Source organism: Mycobacterium sp. NTMscope_MAC_269 (assembly GCF_976985695.1).
In genome coordinates, this window is record NZ_OZ335668.1 from 2,737,739 (window position 1) to 2,755,060 (window position 17,322).

Sequence of the window (17,322 nt, forward strand, 5' to 3'; positions counted from 1 at the left end):
TCGCTCTTTCTTCGCTATGTTAGCGTCAATAGCGAATTACGGTCACGGTCTTGACTGCACCCACCGCTGCCTCGAGGAGGCGCCCGATGACGAAGAATTCCGACCATCGTCGTTATGACGAAGTGTTCATCGGAGGGCAGTGGCGCAAGCCCGCCAATCCCCAACAGCTCGACGTGATCTCGCCGCACTCCGAGGAGCCGGTGGGCCACGTGCAGGCGGCCGGCCCCGAGGACGTCGACGCCGCGGTGCTCGCCGCGCGGCGCGCCTTCGATCACGGGCCGTGGCCACGGATGAGTCATGCCGATCGGATGGCCAAGGTCGAACAGCTGGCCGCGATCTACACCGGTCACATGAACGAGATGGCCGACCTGATCACCGACGAGATGGGGTCGCCGCGCAGTTTCAGCCGGATGGGCCAGGGGGCGGCCGCCGCATCGCTGATCCATCTCTCGCTGGCCGCCGCCCGCGACTTTCCCTGGACCGAACGCCGCCAGGGGGTGCTCGGCGAGGTGCACCTGCGCAGGGCCCCGGTCGGGGTGGTCGGGGCGATCGTGCCGTGGAACGTGCCGCAGTTTTTGATCATGCCCAAGCTGATCCCCGCCCTGATCGCGGGCTGCACGGTGATCGTCAAGCCCGCTCCCGAAACACCTTTGGACGCTTTGTGGTTGGCCGAGATGATCGAGCAGCTGGACCTGCCCGAGGGCGTGGTCTCCGTCCTGCCCGGCGGCACCGACGTCGGCGAGGCGCTGGTGTGCCACCCGGGCGTGGACAAGATCGCGTTCACCGGCTCCAGCGCCGTCGGGCGCCGGATCGCCGCCTTGTGCGGGGAACAGCTGAAGCGGGTGAGCCTGGAGCTGGGCGGCAAGTCGGCGGCGATCATTCTCGACGACGCCGACGTCGACAAGACCGTGGCCGGATTGAAGAGCGCCGGCCTGATGAACAACGGCCAGGCCTGCGTCGCTCAGACCCGAATCCTGGTCAGCGACCGCAAGCACGACGAGGTCGTCGACGCGCTGGCGGGCATGATGTCAGCGCTCAACGTCGGAGACCCGGCCGACGAGGCCACCGACATCGGACCGCTTGTCGCCCAACGACAACAGCGCCGCGTCCAGGACTACATCCAGTCCGGCCGCAGCGAAGGCGCCCGCGTGATCCTGGGTGGCGAACAGAGCCCGTCCGAGCGCGGCTGGTACGTGCAGCCGACGCTGTTCGCCGACGCCACCAACGACATGCGCATCGCCCGGGAGGAGATTTTCGGGCCGGTGCTGACGGTGCTGCGCTACCGCGACGAGGACGACGCGATCCGCATCGCCAACGAGACCGATTACGGTCTGGCAGGCTCGGTGTGGACGTCCGACATCGGGCACGGCCTCGAGGTCGCGGCCGCGGTACGCACCGGGACCTACGGCATCAACATGTACACCCTCGACATCGGGGCACCGTTCGGCGGATTCAAGCAATCCGGCATCGGGCGCGAGTTCGGCCCCGAGGGCCTGCACGAGTATGTCGAGCTGCAGACGCTGATCTGCAAGGGGCAGCTGCCGCCGCTATGAGCGCTCAGGTGCGCCGCGCCATGAGGGATCGCGGTCCCAGCGCGGTGAGCACTTGACTGTGAATCCTGGGCTTCGAGTGTGAACTCCTGGTCGGGATTGTCGGCGTGTCGCCTCCCCGTGTTCCCACTCAAAGCCGACGATTCACACTCGGCGCCAACGATTCACGCTCAACGCGGCCGCCTCGCCGAACCGGCGGCACACCGACAGGTGCAGCTCGACTACCTCATCCATCGCCTTGAGGCGGGCCGTCGGGCACCTGCAACGTCAGCTCGACAGGGCAGCACAGGGCGCCATGCTGATTGGTCACCTGGATCTCGATGTCGACCAGACAGCGCGGCGGGTCCACCGAGGTGTCCCGCCGTTTGGCCACGGCCCGTCCGCGGCCGGTGATGGTGTCGCCCGCGTACACCGACCCGGTCAGCCGCATGGAGCGGCGCACCACGCGGCTGCGGGGGCCCGCCCACTCGGTCGCGACCCGGTCGGCGAAGCCGGCGAGGTGCATCGTGTTGACGTAGATCGTCGGATGCCCTTGAGCTTGTGCGTAATCCGGATCGAAGTGGCCGGGGAAGTAGTCCCACGTTGCCCCGGTGTTCTCCACCACGCGCTGGTAGCTGATGTGGTCCACCACCTCGGGCAGCTCGACCGGAACGGTGATCCGGTCGAAGTCCGGGCCGTCGCCGGTCACGAGGAGCCTTCGGGGGTGAAGCGAAACAGGGTGTTGCGGGAGGTGGCGACCACGGTCCCGTCCTGGCGACGATAGGTCTCCAGTGTCTCGACGAAATGCCCGACGCCAAGCCTGGTCCGCTTTTCCGGTGACACCGATACCAGCTCGTCGACGACGGTCAGCACGTCGCCTTCGATGATGGGCTCGGGGAATTCAACCTCGTTGGCCGCGTTGATGAATGTGGTCCCCGGCAGCGGCACCCGCAGGGCGATCAACGAACCGGATCGCCTACCTCCGGGCTGCCAGGGCGGCGCGATCAACCACCCCATCAGCAAAGCGGGCGGTGCGAGCAGGCCTCCCCACTGCCGACAAGCGAACTCGGAATCCCAATAGGAACGGTTCGGATCGCGGACCATCGCGGCGAACAATTGGATGCGCGCAGCGCTGACCGCCGTGGCTGCGGTGCGAGGTTCGCTTTTCGCGCCGACCATTCGCAGCGCATCCTCGTAGGTGCCGAAGGCCAGCCGGTGACTGAAATCCTGATCCACGTATCGTTGCCGCTCACATAACGAGCGGATGCCGGCTGGGGACTGAATCCCACTGCAACGTACGGGATGTGAAGTACCATCCACCGCGCTCGTAGACGAGCGAGTCGCGGAAGATCCCGGTGGCCCGTAGCGCGGTGTCCTCGAACATGGCGGCGAAAAGCACGGCGACGCAATATTGGTCGGCGTTGACCCCGTCGACGGTGATCTCGTGGTCGACCGTGATCAACCGTTGCCCGTCGCCGCCGTCGAAGGCCGCGCGCAGATCGGTGAACGCCTCACCGTCACGGGTGTAGCTGGCACCTGAATGGCGGAAGGTGGCGATCCAACGCTCGCGGTCGCCCTCCGAATAGGCCCGATTGTGCCGAGCGTTGAGATTCAGGATGGCGGCGCGGCCCGTGGCGGCATGGAGCAGCTGCTCTTCCTGATAGGTCATGGTCATTTCGCTTCGCAGCCTCTCTCACAGTGACGGGCGACGTTACCGGGCAACGGTATACCCCTCTTTCTCACGATCCCATGCGCCGGGATTCACACCCTGGTTGCGCAACAGGTCTTTGCGTACACGCCCAACGATGTTCTTCGGCAGCTCATCTATCGCCTCGACGTATCGCGGCACGCAGAAGTACGGCATGCGGGCCGCGCAGAAGTCGAGCAGCTCCGCGCACTCCAACGTGGCGCCCGGGCGCAACGCCACGACCAACAGGATGTCGTCTTCGCCCAGCTCGCTGGGGACTCCGACGGCCGCGGCTTCGGCCACCGCGGGGTGGCGCATGACCACGGTCTCCACTTCGACCGAGGAGACGTTTTCGCCGCGCCTGCGCAACGAGTCTTTGACGCGGTCCACATAAGTCAGGTTCTGATCGCCATCGAGCCGCCCCAGATCGCCGGTGCGGAACCACTCCGGGTGCGGATCTACCCGCATCCCCTGGCCCACATAGCCTTCGCTCATCACGTGGGCCCGCTTGGGCCGGCACGCGATCTCCCCCACCGCGCCGGGCGGCAGCGGATCGCCACGCTCGTCGACGATGCGGACGTCGAAATCGGGATTGGGCCGCCCGGAAGTTCCGGGCACGCCCTCGTCTGACGCGGCCTTGAGGGCGATCGGGAAGGCCTCGGTCAATCCGTACATGGTGACGATCCGGCAGCCGTAACGCTTTTCGATGTCGCGGTAGGAGACCGCGTCGATGGGCGCGGCGGAGATGAAGCGCAGCGGCAGCTGCGCGTCACGGGGATCGGAGGGCAGGTTGTGCAGCATCGACACCATTGCGCCGGCGCCGGCGAAACCCACGGCGCCGTGGGCGCGTACCTCATCCCACACCTGGCCGGGGTGAAAGGCCTTCGCCAACACGGTGGTTCCGCCGACCAGCATCGGCGCCAGCACGCTGGGCGCCGCGCTCAAATGGAACAGCGGCATCGCCGTCCACAGCACCTCGCCCGCGCCGAACTCCCATGCCGAAGCGGCGGTCGCGGCCACCGAAAACAGGTAATGCCACGTCGTGGCAACCGCTTTCGAGGGTCCGGTCGTGCCAGACGTGTAGAACAGCACCCCCACATCCGTCGCCCCCGCAGGGCTGTCGCTCACCGGGTGAACGGGTGTGCTGCGCAACGCCTCGGTGAGCGAATCGTCCAGCACCACAACGTCGGTCCCCGGGTCCAGCTGGCCGACGACCTCGTCGACCCGGGGTCGCCGCTCGGCATCGGTGAAGATCACCTTGGCGCGCGACAATCGGATCGTGTGCAGGAGAAAATCGCCCTTGTTCGCGGCGTTGATCGCCGCGCTGACCGCGCCGATGCGCGCCGCGCCCAGCCAGAAGTAGACCCACTCCGGGCAGGTGGCGGTGAACAACGCCACGCAGTCGCCACGGCCGACCCCTAAGCCGGACAATATGTTCGCCGCCGCGCGGGACCGTCGCCGCATCTGCTCGAAGGTCACGTCGACGCCGGCGATCGACATCATCACCCGGTCGGGGTGCTCCTCGGCCCGCCGATCCAGCACGGCCGGCACGGTGAAACTCTCGACACCGAAATCGGCGGGACCGGGCATCAGGGTTTCATCAGGCTTGGGAAGCCGCCGGGTCGGGCTCGCCTTCGGCGGTGTAGCCGAAATCGGACGGCGACGGTTGCGTTCCCGGATAGAAGCGGTGCGCCCACCGGCGAAGGGCCGCGTAATCGTGCGCCTCTTCGGGAGCCAGATTCGGCTTCTCGAGATACTTCATGTTCTCCCACGTGAAGAAGTCCTGCTTGATGACTTCTTGCTGAAGCGCGAGGAACCGAGCGGCGCGTCCGGTGGGCGCGTCACCGGTATCGCCCGGTTCACGAACGGAGGCCTGTGTGTAGAAGTAGTCCGTGTAGTCCTCGTCGACCGGCGTCTGGCCGGTGACCTGCACGGTGGCCACCAGCTCGCTGGGGAATCGCACCACGCCCAGCCCCAGCGAGTAGTTGTCGTAAATGATCTTGGCGTCGACCGGCCCGTTCGGAGTCAGCCACGTCTGCGCCCGCCCCCCGCCGAAATGGGCGTTGACCGTGGCGTGCAGGTGGTAGCCGGCCACCTCGAACGACGCGGTGGTGGCCGGATTGGCGGCCTTGTGCACGTACTGCACGTGGTAGGGGTCGGCGGCGTTCTCGATGATCATCTGCGGGTGTACCTTGACCCGGTTGAGCATCTGGGTGTGCGGGTGCAAGGGGTAGTACTCGTCGGTCTCCAGCTCGGGCAGCACCGGAGGCTGCCAATACGGGGCCCGCCCGTGCCGTTCGTGCCAGGCCAGGACGAAGCCGTACCACTCCATGCTCGGATAGGTCCGGATGCGGACGTTGTTCTTGCAGCCGATCTTGCTGTAGGGAATCAGCGCGTTGCTGCCATCACCGCGCCATCGCCAACCGTGCCAGGGACAGACGATGTTCTCGCCCTCCACGGTGCCGCCGACGGCGAGGTTCGCGCCGAGATGCTGGCAGTACGCGTCCATCACGTGGACCTGGCCCGATTCGGTGCGGAAGAGCACCAGCTCCTCACCGAAGTAGTGCGCGCGCTTGACCTGACCGGGGGCCAGGTCGGAGCCGAAGGCGACGATGAACCAGCCCGTCGGGAAGCGGTAGGTCGACAATGCGATGCCGGCCTGCCCGAACTCTCGCTCCGAGGGGTCCTCGGCCGATTCCTGGGCCGAATCCGAAACTGTATGCGTCACGAGCACTCCCGCGGGTTCGACGACTTGCTCTATTTTTACTATCTTAAGCATAGAACGTCAACGCGGCGCTCAGCGGTTGACGCTGCGTCTTCGAAGAACGAGTTGCGATGACGACGGCTGCACCGGGCGATCCGCCCGATCCGTCATTGTGGTGCAACGGCTTTCCCGACGTCCTGTTCGCCGGGTTGCCACACTGGGGATCGCCGAGCTGGCGATATCGCTGAGCGACGGGCGGTGAGCCCGCCGCGACTAGATCAGTCCTCGACGAGCCGTAGCGCGGCCTTCGGGCACTGATCCACCGCGGCGCGCACGTCTATTTCCAGCCTGGCCGGCACAGGACCGTCGGCGATCTGCACCACGTCGGCGTCCCCCAACTCGAATACGTCCGGCGCCAGCGATTCGCAGAAGCCGTTGGCCTCACACAGGTTTTCGTCGACTGTCACGCGCATCAGATGCCCTCCACTTCTCTCACAGACCCTTGGGTCGGGTCCCGATCACCCCGCTGGTCGCAAGGCGTGTCAGTTTGTCGTCGGTCAGCCCGCACCGATCGCGCAGGATCTCTTCATTGTGCTCGCCCAGCTTCGGCGGCGGCCGCAGCAGCCATTGGTCTTGGCCGTCGAGCAGGGCGAACGGCGGACACGGGTAGAGGCCGAGGCCCGTGCTGCCGTGATGCAGCGCTTCGAAAAACCCCCGCTCGCGCAACTGCGGATTGTCGGTGACCAGCGACGGCGACACCACCGGCGCGGCGGGAATTCCCGCGTCGGCCAAGCGTTCCACCGTCGATTCAAGGGGCTGGCCGGCGAACCAACGCGCCAGCCGTGCGTCGATGTCATCGGCTCGTTGCCGGCGCCCGGCAACGGTGGACAGGGCATCGTCGTCACACCATGCCGGACGGTCCATCAGGTCAACCAGCGCACGCCACTGCGCATCGTCGCGAACGGTCACCGCGATCCAATCGTCTTTGTCGCCGGCGCAGCGGTAGATGTTCTGGATCGCCGCGCCGTGACCGCGGTTGCCCCGACGGCTCAACGTGACACCAAAGACCTCGGACTCGATCGCCTGGATCGCGGTGGCGTTGAGCACCGTTTCGAGCATCGGCAACTCGACCAACTGTCCCGATCCGGTGCGCTCGGCAAAGCTCAGCGCGGCGAGCACGGCGAACGCGGCGTGCACACCGGCCAGCGGGTCGCAGGCCCCGCGCGGGGCAACGGGCGGGGCCTCGGGCAGGCCGGTCACCCAGGCCAGGCCGGCGATCTGCTCCATGGTGGGGGCAAAGCCGACCCGATCCCGCCACGGGCCCTCGACGCCGAACGCGGGCATCCGGGCGAACACGAGTTTGGGGTTGATCCCGAGCAGCACCTCGGCGGTGAGGCCGAAGTGCTCCATCACCCGCGGCGAGAAGTTCTCGATCACGACGTCGGCGCCGGCGACCAGTTCGGTGAACAGGCGACGGCCGTCCTCGGATCCCAAATCCAGTGTGACCGAACGCTTGTTGGTGTTCATCGCGTGGAACACCCACCCGTATTCCCACCAGTCGTCGACGTCATTGCGCATTCCGCCCGAATAGCGGATGCCGTCGGGCCGCTGGATCGATTCGATCTTGACGACGTCGGCGCCGAAGGCGGCCAGCAGGTGGGTCGCGGCGGGCCCGGCCCAGAACGCGGTCAGGTCGATGATGCGCACACCGGCCAGCGGTAGCCCGTCGCGCGCGGGCTCGGATTCGGATTCGTCACGGCGCCAAGGTGACTCGTCATCGGCCTCGCCAAGCGGCGGCGTGGCGCCCACGCGTGCGGGCGCGCAGGCCGACATCAGCCACGGTGGGCGGGGCTGGTGAAAACCGGCCGGGTTCTGGGTGAAGGTCCCGCGCTGGCGCACGTATTCCAGGTCCCGGATGGTGGAGCCGTTGCCCAACGCGGCGATCGGCAGCCGGAACAGCTGTCCGAGCTCGACGATTTCCGCGACGGTCCGTTCGGCCAGCCAGGGATGGATCTGTTCGCGGATCAGGTCGCGGTATTGCCACCGGCCGATCTGAAATCGCAGCTGTTCGATCTCCTCGAATTGCGGGCATTCGACCATCGCGGCGAAGTCGAGCCATTGCTGGCCGGTGACCATGGTGATTCCGACGTAGCCGTCCTTGGCGGGCTCGATCGAGGGCACTTCGGTGGTACGGCGGATCGGCGGGACGCGCAGCAGTTGCGAATGCAGCCATTCGCTGCTCTGCATCGTGGTGAGCGCTTCCAGCATGGACAGGTCGAGGTGCTCGCCGGGTCCGCCGCGCTCGACGCGGCGGCGCACGGCCAGCGCCCCGAACGCCGCGAACACACCGCCCATGTACTCGCCCAGGTCGCCGCCGATGGAGATCGGGGGGCCGGCGGGGTCGCCCCGGAAGCCCGGTGAGCCCGCCCACGCCTGCAAAGTGAATTCGCTGGCCGCGCGGTCCGCGTAGGGACCGGTCCAGCCGAAATCGGAGATCGTGACGATGACGGTCCGCGGCGAGCGTTGCAGCAGTTGCCGCGGATCGATGCCCAAGGCGGCGGCCCGCGCCGGGCCAGCGGTGACGACGACGACGTCGGCGGCGCCCAGCACGGCGCGAAGGCGCACCGAATCTTCGCCGCCGGGGGCGAACGTCATGCTGCGCTTGCCCGCGTTGAGATAGCTGAAGAACGGCGCGGCGCCGTCTTCGGCGACCGGCGAACCGCTAGCGGTATACCGTCGCAGCCAATCCCCTTGCGGCGGCTCGATTTTGCACACCTGGGCGCCGGCGTCGAGCAGCAGCTTCCCGCAGTAGCTGCCCGCTATCCGGTCACTGATCTCGACGACACGCAAATCGTGTAGCGGTGTCGGCCGGCTTTCGGACCGCTCGCTCAATTGCACCCGCCCTTCCGATCGACGCGCGATCAGAGAAGCTATTTATATCATTACTGCTAAAATAGCTAAGCCAGCGAGTTGCTTTCGTTTTGAGGATCGGATGACCGCCTTGGGAATTGGCCCCGACGCCCGGCGCCGGTTGTCGGCGCCGCGGATCGCCGAAATCGTAGCCGATGAGTTGCGCCGTCAGATCATCGACGGCGACCTCGCCGACGGTGATCTCCTGCCGCGCCAAGAGGTGCTCGTCGAACAGTTCAACGTGAGTTTGGTGTCGCTGCGCGAGGCCTTGCGGATCCTGGAAACCGAGGGGCTGGTCTCGGTGCGGCGGGGCAACCGCGGCGGCGCCGTCGTCCACGCCCCGGCCAAGACCAGCGCCGCCTACATGCTCGGCCTGTTGCTGCAGAGCGAGTCCGTTGAGGTTGCCGATCTCGGCATGGCGCTGCAGGAACTCGAGCCCGCCTGCGCCGCCCTGGCCGCCCGCCGCCCCGACCGGGCCGACACCCTGGTTCCCGAGCTCACGCGGATCAACGAATCGATGGCCGAACACCTCGAAGACGGTCGCCGGTTCACCGAAATCGGCCGTGAATTCCACGATCTCGTTGTCCGCGGCTGCGGCAACCACACGATCATCGCGGTCGTGGGCAGCCTGGAGACGCTGTGGACCAGTCACGAACGACAGTGGGCCGACGAGAGCGCGTCGCGTGGCACCTACCCCTCGCTCGCTCAGCGCCGCGCGGTGCTCAACACGCACATCAAGCTGACCGAGACGATCGCGGAAGGCAACGTCGACCGGGCCCGACGTATCGCCGGACGCCACCTCGCCGACACGCAGACCTATGTCCTGTCCGGTCAGCACGATCAACGCATCTATGCGCTTTCCCCGCAGGCCTTGTCGCGGTCGCGGGATATCCGGCACTCCTGAAGGGCGGAGCGCAACGGTCATGCGAACCGCATTGGTCACCGGCGGTAGCGGCGGGATCGGAAAAGGGTGCGCCCGCAAGCTGGTTGAGCGTGGTTACGACGTGGTGCTCTCGGCGCGCCGGGAAGACGCCTTGCGCGCCGCAGCCGAGGAGATCGGTGCGCGCCATGTGGTGGCCGATGCCTCCGACCCGATCGGATTCCCCGCCGCGATAAGCGCATTGGAGGAAATCGACCTCGTCGTGCATGCGGCGGGGGCGCTCGGTGGAACCTACGCGCGCAAGCAGACATTCGAGCAGTGGCAGGCCATCATGTCGGCCAACCTGGATTCGTGCTTCGTGGTGACGTCCGCGGTGCTGCCCAGGATGAAGGCGGGCTCGCGGCTGGTGTTCATCTCGTCCTCGGCGGCACACGAGCCGATGCCCGCCCGCACCGCCTACTCCGCCTCGAAAGCCGGCATGAACGCGTTCGCGCGGGCCCTGGCGCTCGAAGTCGATCGCGACGGCATCAGCGTGCACATCGTCACGCCGGGCCCGGTGGCCACCGAGATGCTGCAGGACGTTCCGTTCGAGATGTATGCGATCGCGGTCTCCGACGTCGCCGAGGCGGTGGTGTGGCTGGATACCGTTGACCCGTCTGTCGATTTGCCGGAGATCCGGCTGTCCGCGGTGGAGCGCGGCCCGTACGCGCGACCGCCGGTCGTGCCCACCGAGGCCCGCCGCCGCGCGCAACGGGGTTGACGCCTACGGCGCCGGGAAGGGCTTGATCACCGATTCGCCGAACTCGTGCAAGGAGTCGGGCGCGGCGAAGTCGGCGAACCAGACATAGAACCGCTCGACCCCCTGGCCCGCCAGTCCGGTGAAGTGCCCGATCAGCTCGTCGGCGTCCCCGCAGACGAGTCCGGATCCCAGGTTGCCGAATCGCCGGGTGCTCACCTCGCGCACGGCGTCGGGGTCGCTGCCCGACCGCACGAAGCCCACCATCTGCTGGATCGACAACCGGGCCGTCCCCGCGGCCACGGCCAACGTCGGCAACTTTTCCAATTGATGCGCCGGCAGATTCCACCAATCCGCGTATCTGCGAACGAGTTCCATCATCCGGGGTCCACTGCCACCCAGGACCAGCGGTATCGGGTACGACCGTCGCGGAGCCTGCGGCGCCGCCTCGGCGTGCCCGTCGTCGCCCCAGTACTGCCTGAGCAGTCTCACGTGCCGGTCGAGTTGATCGACCCTCGCTTTCGGATCCTGCTGGCCGACATCGAATCTGGCGAACTCCGCGGGCCACGACCCCGCCCCGAGACCGAGCTCGAATCGGCCGCCGGATGCGTCGGAGAGGGTGACCGCCTGTTTGGCCAGCACCGCGGGATGCCGAAACGCGTCGCAGAGCACCAGGTGCCCGATCCGCAGCCGTTCGGTCTTGGCGGCCACCCAGGTGGCAATCCCCATTGCCTCCCAGATGCTTTCGTCGGGCAGTCCGGGCGCCTCGAGGTGATCGATGAAGACGATGCCGTCGAAGCCACTGGCCTCGGCCCGGCGCGCCCGCTCGGCGATGTCCGCCGCCGACAACCGGACCTGAGGCAGGAACAGATACCACTCGACCATGCGCCACCTATATGCGTCCGGCCCCGTGCCATTGACGGCCGGGCTAGTTTATTATCTTTACTATGTTAGAGGTCTTATGGATGTAGGGCTGAACTCGGAGCAGTTGTCGCTGCGCGACACCGTACGCGACATATTACGTACGGAGTGCCCGCCTGAGGCCGCCCGCCAAGCGATCACGGATCCCGAGCGCTGGCGCGCGCTGTGGAAGACGGTCGTCGACCTCGGCTGGACCGAACTCGCCGCGCCCTCAGAGGACGGGGCGGGCGACTTCGGGCCGGTCGAGCTCGCCGTGGTTCTCGAGGAATGCGGCGCCGCCCTCGCGCCGATCCCCTTGCTGAGCAGCGTCGGTCTGGCCGCCGGCGTGCTGCGTTACGCCGGCCTCGACGCGGTCCTGGCCGACATCGCCGGCGGCGCCGTGGCGACCCTGGCCGTCCACGCACCCGGGTCGCGACTGCCCGGTGCGCCCACGACCCTGCGCGACGGACGGCTACGCGGCCGCGCGGTCGCGGTCCCCCACCTGTCGCGCGCCGAGCTGGTCGCCACGCTCGCCCGCGACGACGGCGGTGACACCGTGGCCGCGGTCGTGCGTTGCGGTGACGGTGTCACGGTGGTGCCGGCGACCGACTCCACCGACCCCGCCCAGCCGTTGGCGGCGGTCGACATCGACGCCGAGCCCGTGGCCGTCGCGAGCGTCGACGCCGAGTCCGCATTGACGGCGCCGTGGGTGGCCTGCGCCGCCGACCTGATCGGTGTCGCGAGCGCTGCGTTGCACCGCTCCGTCGAGCACGCGAAGGCGCGGCGTCAGTTCGGCCAGCCGATCGGCGCCTTCCAGGGGATCAAACACGCGCTGGCCGATAACTACGTCAGCCTGGAACGCGCCCGCAGCCTCACCTACGCGGCGGCGGCCGCGCTCGCCGACCCGGCCGCCGCACCCGGCGATACCTGGACCTCCGCCGCCCTCGCCAAAGCGGCGGCCGGTGACGCGGCCGCCGGCTGTGCGCGCACCGCGGTCCAGGTGCACGGCGCGCTCGGACAGACCTGGGAACACGACGTGCACCTCTATGTTAGGCGCGCCTGGCAGGGCGCCGCGCTGCTCGGCGACAGCCGCGCCCTGTACTACGAGGTTGGCCGCCGATTCTGCGGGGGTGCCGCTTGAGTGCCCTGGTTGAGGAATTCGGTGCGTGGTTGGCGGAGTTTTTGCCCGACGACTACTACGCCAAGTATCGGCAGTACAGGTGGGACCTGGGCCTGCGGCGCGACTACCAACGAGCCGCTTTCGAGGCCGGGTGGATCCAGCCGACCTGGCCCCGCGAGCACGGCGGTCGGTCGCTGGGTCTGCGCGACGCCATGGAAGTCCGGATCGAGGCCGCGCTGCGCTCGGCACCCAAGCTGCCGAACATCGCCGGACCCAACGTCGCCGCACCCGGCATTCGCCAGTTCGGCACCGCCGCCCAGGTCGAGCGCCTGCTCGTTCCGCTGTTACGCGGTGATGAGTGGTGGGCGCTGGGCATGTCCGAACCCGAAGCCGGGTCCGATTTCGCCGGACTGCGCACGCGCGCCGAACGCGATGGAGACGTGTTCCGGGTCAACGGCCACAAGATCTGGACCACCCAGGCCCACGAGTCGCGGTGGTGCACGCTGTATGCCCGCACGGATCCCGAGGCGCCGAAACACCGCGGCATCTCCTGCTTCATTCTCGACCTGCACGTGCCCGGGGTCAGGATCGAACCCATCCGCATGGCGTCGATCTCCGACGAAACGTTCTGCGAGGTCTTCCTCGACGACGTCGAGGTGCAGGCCGACGATCTGCTGGGACCGCTCAACGGCGGCTGGAATGTCGCCATGTCGTCATTGCAGCACGAACGGCAGATGATCTGGATCATGAACTGGGTCGAGATCAAACGCGGGCTTGACGCGGTGCGCACCGCCGGCGCCGGGGTACAGGGCGACGACGTCTACACCGAGCTCGGCTCGCTGCTCGCCGACGCAGAAGCCTTGCGGGCCACCGGATATCGCGCGCTGGGCAACGAACTGGCCGGACGACCCAGCCCGGAAGCCGACACCATGAAGCTGCTCGGATCGCTGACCTTGCAGCGTGTTTGGGAACTGGGCGCCGCCGCCGCGGGCCCGGAGTCGGCGGCCGACCCGGATCTGCTGTTCGAACGTCAGGACGCGCTGGCCGCGACCATCTACGGCGGAACGTCGGAGGTACAGCGCAACATCATCGCCGAGCGGCTGCTCGGACTGCCGAAGGGATGACCACGATGGATTACGACCTCGGCGACGACGCCGGGCAACTGCGAAGCCACCTGCGTGAGCTGGTGGCCAACCACATCCCCGCCGAATTCCTCGGCGCCTGCACCGAAAACCCACAGGACCTCGCCACCACCGAGACGTTCTGCAAACTGCTGGCCACCGAGGGCCTTTTGGCGCTGGCGTGGCCGAAAGAGCATGGTGGCGGCGGGGGTTCGGTCTGGCAGCAGACGGTGCTGCGCGAGGAGATGTGGGCCCAACACGAGCCCCGCGGTCCGCAGTACATGGGGATCAACTGGGTCGGGCCCGCGCTGATGCGCTACGGGACCGAAGAACAGAAGGCCAAGCACCTGGCGGCCATCGCCGCCGGTGATGTCATTTGGTGCCAGGGTTTTTCGGAGCCCGAGGCCGGAACCGACCTGGTGTCGTTGCGTACCCGCGCCGTCGCCGACGGTGACGGGTGGCGCATCACCGGCCAGAAGGTATGGACGTCGTACGCGCTGATGGCGTCCTGGTGCGTGCTGGCGGCCTGCACCGAACCCGACGCCCCAAAACACAAGCGGCTCACCCTGTTTCTGATCCCGATGGACCGCCCCGGCTTCACCGTCCGGCCGATCCCGTCGATGCTGGGACCGCACCACCTCAACGAGATGTTCCTAGACGACGTGCAGGCGTTTCCCGGCGACGTGCTCGGTGAGGTCGGCGACGGCTGGCGGGTGATGCGCGAGGCGCTGGCCTTCGAGCGAGTGGGCATCGCCCGGTACGCGCGGTGCGAGTCGCTACTCGAACGGATGCGCAGTCAACTCGGCGACGAGTGGGATGAGCTGCCCGAGACGATTCGTACCCGGTGGGTGCGGGCGCTGGTCGACCTGCGCGTCGCCCGGCTGCTGGCCTATCGCGCCGTGTCATTGCAGGACGATCCGGCGGCGGGGGCGGCCGCCAGCGCCGCCCGCATCGTCACGACGACCCTCGATCAGCAGGTGGCCGAGCTGCTGTTCGACGTGCTGGGCCCCACGGCGCTGGACAACGGCAGCTCCGCACCGCTGCACGGGGCCATCGAAGACCATTGGCGTTATGCACAGGCGGCCACCGTGGCATCGGGCACCATCGAGGTGCAGAAGATGCTGGTGGCACGGGACGTGTTGGGAGGAAGCCGGTGAAAACCGATCTGCCGCAGGACATCAGCGATTTCGCCGCCGTCGCCGGCAAGCGACTCACCCGGTTGGGTGGGCCGCCGGCCGCGCTGCGCGCCGAGACCGACGACACCGTCCGCGACGCCGCGCGCGCCGCGCTGAACGAGGTGGGCGCGTTCGACCTCGACGTGCGCTCGGCCCGCGACGATCTGCTGGCCGCCGCGGTGCTGTGCCAGGCCGCCGGCGCCACGGTACTGCCCTATCCACTGGTGGAGGAGCTGCTGTCGATCGACGGCGCGCGCCTGGCCCTGGTGAATCCGAGGGCCCCACGCATCGACCACAACGATCTTGCCGGTGACTGGATCGCCGCGGACCTGGACGGCAATCGGTACCGGCCGCAGCCGGCGGCGCGGACCGGCGCCAAGCTGGGCCCCTTCCTGGTTCCGGCCACCTTGGGCGCACCCGAGGGAAGCGTCCCGGCCACCGACGTTAACCTTCATCTCGTGCTGGGATCATGGCGGATTCTGGGAGCGGTGCAGCAGTCGTTGCAGATCGTCACCGAGCATGTGCGCGCCCGGATCCAGTTCGGCAAGCCGCTCGCGGACTTTCAGGCCGTCAGGTTTGCCGTCGCGGATGCCGCCGTCGCGGTCCGCGGGCTTTACGAACTCGCGAAGTACACGACCTGCCGACCCGAATCGCTGCCGCCGCAGATTCATTCGGCCGACGCCCTGGTGCTTCGGCTCAAGGCCACCGATACAGCCCGGCAGGTGATGCGCACATCGCACCAGCTACTCGGCGCCCTGGGTTTCTGCGACGAGTCCGACGTCAGCGTGCTCGACCGGCACACTCAGCCGTTGATCCGGTTGCCGCTGGGCACCGACGAACTCGCGCTGCGCCTGATCCCCAGCGTGTCGGACGGGTCGCTGGAAACGCTGTTCAGCGAGCCGGTATCCGCGTGAGCCGCATATGACGACCGAACCTGTCGCGGCTGACGCGGCGGCGAACCCGTTCGCGGACGGAGTTCCGTTCGGAACCAAGCTGCAAGAGCTCGCCGAGCAACGGCGAGACGATAGCGGCGTCACGATCGTGGCGCTCGACGGCACCGCGCAGGCGCTGACGTTCGGTGAACTCGACGCCCGCGCCAACCAGTGGGGCCGGGCGCTCGCCGCCAGCGGTGCGTCCATTGGTTCCCTTGTGGCGCTTGCCATTCCGAACTCCCAGCATCTCGTGCTGGCGACGTTGGGCTGCTGGAAGATCGGCGCGGTTCCCGTCCCTATGCATTGGGACCTTCCCGAGTGGGAGCGCGACCGGGTGCGCGAGGTGATCGATCCCGCCGTCGTCGTCGACGAAAAGAGCCGTTGGGACCTCGACGCCCGCGCGGCCGGTGAGCCCGACGATCCGCTGCCGGTCGCCGTCTCCCCCACAGCTAACGGGATCTGCAGCAGCGGTTCCACCGGCGTGCCCAAGGTGATCCTCAACCTGGCGCCCTCGCTGTGGATCCCCCAGCAGGGGGAACCGTTCCTGTCGAACTGGACACCGGTTTCCCAGCCGCAGACCATCATGGTGCCCGCGCCGATGTATCACACCAACGGTTTTGCCACCCTGCTCATGCTGCTGGCCGGCGACCATTTGGTGATACTCGAAAAGTTCGACGCCGCATTGGCTCTCGATGTGATCGAGCGCTTCCGGATCACCAACTTCACCGCGACGCCCACCATGCTGGCGCGCATCGCGGCCCGCCCCGACGTCCGACAGCGCGACCTGTCCAGCATCGTCTTCATCCTGCAGGGCGCCGCGGTGATGCCGCCGTCGCTGCTGCACACCTGGTTCGAACTGCTCAGCCCGGAGCAGATCGTGACGGCGTACGGCATGACCGAAAACCTGGGTCTCACCGCGCTGCGCGGCGACGAGTGGCTCGCCCACCCGGGCAGCGTGGGCCGCGGGTTCCGGGACACCGAGATCCGGATCCTCGATGCCGAGAAGCGGCCGCTGGGCCCCGGCGAGGACGGGGACGTGTATCTGCGGGCGGCGATGAGCGCGGGCTACCGCTACCTGGGCGGGGCGCCGCCGTTGCCGTCGACCGAGGACGGCTTTCGCTCCGCCGGGGACATGGGCCATCTCGACGAGGACGGCTTTCTCTACATCGTGGACCGCCGCGTGGACATGATCGTCAGTGGCGGCGCCAATGTCTTTCCGGCCGAGGTCGAGTCGGCACTGGCCGGCCATCCCGGCATCGCCGATGTCGTCGTGATCGGCCTCGCCGATCCGCAGTGGGGTCGCCGCGTGCACGCGGTGATCCAGCGCGCCGACGGCGCCGAGTCCCTCACCGAACAACTCGTGATCGACTACGCGAAGAGCCGCCTGGCCCCGTACAAGGCGCCCAAGACGGTGGAGTTCGTCGACGCGATACCGCGCACCGCGGCAACCAAGGTCAACCGTTCGGCGATGATCGAGGCCCGGGGCGGCTGAGGGTTGCCACATCTTGCGTCAGCCGTTGGCGGAACTCCACGCGAAGGTGTCCGCTAGGTTGCTCACGGAGCTGGCCGAGAAAAGTGCTCAATTCAGCGTAAAACCATTGCGACAGAGCGCATCTGAGGGCTGTCTT

Annotated in this window: 15 protein-coding genes and 2 pseudogenes; 9 read left to right on the forward strand and 8 right to left on the reverse strand. The window is 67.7% G+C overall.

From position 1 onward, the window contains the following. Positions 1-86 precede the first annotated feature (86 nt). Positions 87-1,553 carry an aldehyde dehydrogenase gene (locus ACZ50Z_RS12660; protein ID WP_464483860.1) on the forward strand — a complete coding sequence of 489 codons (1,467 nt, stop codon included), beginning with the start codon at positions 87-89 and terminating at the stop codon, positions 1,551-1,553. A gap of 223 nt (positions 1,554-1,776) precedes the next feature. Here the strand turns inward: ACZ50Z_RS12660 and ACZ50Z_RS12665 are convergent, their stop codons facing one another. The 7 genes from ACZ50Z_RS12665 to ACZ50Z_RS12695 form a co-directional block, all read right to left on the reverse strand. After that, entirely contained in the window at positions 1,777-2,238 is a 462-nt protein-coding gene (locus tag ACZ50Z_RS12665) for a MaoC/PaaZ C-terminal domain-containing protein (protein WP_464483861.1), read from the reverse strand. Continuing rightward, positions 2,235-2,765, reverse strand: coding sequence for an FAS1-like dehydratase domain-containing protein (locus tag ACZ50Z_RS12670; RefSeq protein ID WP_464483862.1), 531 nt, complete (start codon positions 2,763-2,765; stop codon positions 2,235-2,237). Before ACZ50Z_RS12670 ends, ACZ50Z_RS12665 begins: the two co-directional genes overlap by 4 nt. Before the next feature lie 13 nt (positions 2,766-2,778). Beyond that, the gene (locus ACZ50Z_RS12675; protein WP_464483863.1) at positions 2,779-3,204 is read right to left on the reverse strand and encodes a nuclear transport factor 2 family protein; all 426 of its coding nucleotides are present in this window, start codon (positions 3,202-3,204) and stop codon (positions 2,779-2,781) included. Positions 3,205-3,240: 36 nt separating this feature from the next. Continuing rightward, complete coding sequence (locus tag ACZ50Z_RS12680) at positions 3,241-4,806, reverse strand: AMP-binding protein (protein ID WP_464483864.1); 1,566 nt, start codon at positions 4,804-4,806, stop codon at positions 3,241-3,243. Between the two features lie 10 nt (positions 4,807-4,816). Continuing rightward, positions 4,817-5,944: an aromatic ring-hydroxylating oxygenase subunit alpha gene (locus ACZ50Z_RS12685; RefSeq protein WP_464483865.1), complete on the reverse strand. Its 1,128-nt coding sequence runs from the start codon at positions 5,942-5,944 to the stop codon at positions 4,817-4,819. A gap of 254 nt (positions 5,945-6,198) precedes the next feature. Continuing rightward, the gene (locus tag ACZ50Z_RS12690; protein WP_009957531.1) at positions 6,199-6,393 is read right to left on the reverse strand and encodes a ferredoxin; all 195 of its coding nucleotides are present in this window, start codon (positions 6,391-6,393) and stop codon (positions 6,199-6,201) included. A 19-nt stretch (positions 6,394-6,412) separates the two neighbouring features. Beyond that, positions 6,413-8,818 carry a CaiB/BaiF CoA-transferase family protein gene (locus tag ACZ50Z_RS12695; RefSeq protein WP_464483866.1) on the reverse strand — a complete coding sequence of 802 codons (2,406 nt, stop codon included), beginning with the start codon at positions 8,816-8,818 and terminating at the stop codon, positions 6,413-6,415. Between the two features lie 94 nt (positions 8,819-8,912). Between ACZ50Z_RS12695 and ACZ50Z_RS12700 the strand changes: the two genes are divergently transcribed. Further along, complete coding sequence (locus tag ACZ50Z_RS12700; RefSeq protein ID WP_464483867.1) at positions 8,913-9,734, forward strand: FadR/GntR family transcriptional regulator; 822 nt, start codon at positions 8,913-8,915, stop codon at positions 9,732-9,734. Between the two features lie 19 nt (positions 9,735-9,753). After that, positions 9,754-10,470: an SDR family oxidoreductase gene (locus ACZ50Z_RS12705; RefSeq protein WP_464483868.1), complete on the forward strand. Its 717-nt coding sequence runs from the start codon at positions 9,754-9,756 to the stop codon at positions 10,468-10,470. Between the two features lie 3 nt (positions 10,471-10,473). Here the strand turns inward: ACZ50Z_RS12705 and ACZ50Z_RS12710 are convergent, their stop codons facing one another. Next, the gene (locus tag ACZ50Z_RS12710; protein ID WP_464483869.1) at positions 10,474-11,331 is read right to left on the reverse strand and encodes an LLM class flavin-dependent oxidoreductase; all 858 of its coding nucleotides are present in this window, start codon (positions 11,329-11,331) and stop codon (positions 10,474-10,476) included. Positions 11,332-11,407: 76 nt separating this feature from the next. On the opposite strand from ACZ50Z_RS12710, the gene ACZ50Z_RS12715 reads away from it, so the two are divergent. From ACZ50Z_RS12715 to ACZ50Z_RS12740, 6 genes and pseudogenes are all read left to right on the forward strand, one after another. Continuing rightward, positions 11,408-12,487: an acyl-CoA dehydrogenase family protein gene (locus tag ACZ50Z_RS12715; protein WP_464483870.1), complete on the forward strand. Its 1,080-nt coding sequence runs from the start codon at positions 11,408-11,410 to the stop codon at positions 12,485-12,487. 41 nt (positions 12,488-12,528) lie between these two features. After that, a pseudogene (locus ACZ50Z_RS12720) lies at positions 12,529-13,107 on the forward strand (acyl-CoA dehydrogenase family protein); the annotation flags it as partial. A 57-nt stretch (positions 13,108-13,164) separates the two neighbouring features. After that, positions 13,165-13,590, forward strand: a pseudogene (locus ACZ50Z_RS12725) (acyl-CoA dehydrogenase family protein); the annotation flags it as partial. After that, positions 13,587-14,744, forward strand: a complete 1,158-nt coding sequence (locus ACZ50Z_RS12730) for an acyl-CoA dehydrogenase family protein (RefSeq protein ID WP_464483871.1) — start codon at positions 13,587-13,589, stop codon at positions 14,742-14,744. The pseudogene ACZ50Z_RS12725 and the gene ACZ50Z_RS12730, both read left to right, overlap by 4 nt. Beyond that, a complete protein-coding gene (locus ACZ50Z_RS12735; RefSeq protein WP_464483872.1) occupies positions 14,741-15,676 on the forward strand; it encodes an acyl-CoA dehydrogenase family protein in 936 nt (311 codons plus the stop codon). Before ACZ50Z_RS12730 ends, ACZ50Z_RS12735 begins: the two co-directional genes overlap by 4 nt. 7 nt (positions 15,677-15,683) lie before the next feature. Next, positions 15,684-17,186, forward strand: a complete 1,503-nt coding sequence (locus tag ACZ50Z_RS12740) for a class I adenylate-forming enzyme family protein (RefSeq protein ID WP_464483873.1) — start codon at positions 15,684-15,686, stop codon at positions 17,184-17,186. Positions 17,187-17,322: the final 136 nt, after the last annotated feature.

Bases quoted from the DNA above. Each gene is read 5' to 3' on its own strand.
- ACZ50Z_RS12660 (WP_464483860.1), top strand. From the start codon at position 87: ATGACGAAGAATTCCGACCATCGTCGTTATGACGAAGTGTTCATCGGA.
- ACZ50Z_RS12675 (WP_464483863.1), bottom strand. From the start codon at position 3,204: ATGACCATGACCTATCAGGAAGAGCAGCTGCTCCATGCCGCCACGGGC.
- ACZ50Z_RS12680 (WP_464483864.1), bottom strand. From the start codon at position 4,806: ATGCCCGGTCCCGCCGATTTCGGTGTCGAGAGTTTCACCGTGCCGGCC.
- ACZ50Z_RS12690 (WP_009957531.1), bottom strand. From the start codon at position 6,393: ATGCGCGTGACAGTCGACGAAAACCTGTGTGAGGCCAACGGCTTCTGC.
- ACZ50Z_RS12700 (WP_464483867.1), top strand. From the start codon at position 8,913: ATGACCGCCTTGGGAATTGGCCCCGACGCCCGGCGCCGGTTGTCGGCG.
- ACZ50Z_RS12705 (WP_464483868.1), top strand. From the start codon at position 9,754: ATGCGAACCGCATTGGTCACCGGCGGTAGCGGCGGGATCGGAAAAGGG.
- ACZ50Z_RS12710 (WP_464483869.1), bottom strand. From the start codon at position 11,331: ATGGTCGAGTGGTATCTGTTCCTGCCTCAGGTCCGGTTGTCGGCGGCG.
- ACZ50Z_RS12715 (WP_464483870.1), top strand. From the start codon at position 11,408: ATGGATGTAGGGCTGAACTCGGAGCAGTTGTCGCTGCGCGACACCGTA.
- ACZ50Z_RS12730 (WP_464483871.1), top strand. From the start codon at position 13,587: ATGACCACGATGGATTACGACCTCGGCGACGACGCCGGGCAACTGCGA.
- ACZ50Z_RS12740 (WP_464483873.1), top strand. From the start codon at position 15,684: ATGACGACCGAACCTGTCGCGGCTGACGCGGCGGCGAACCCGTTCGCG.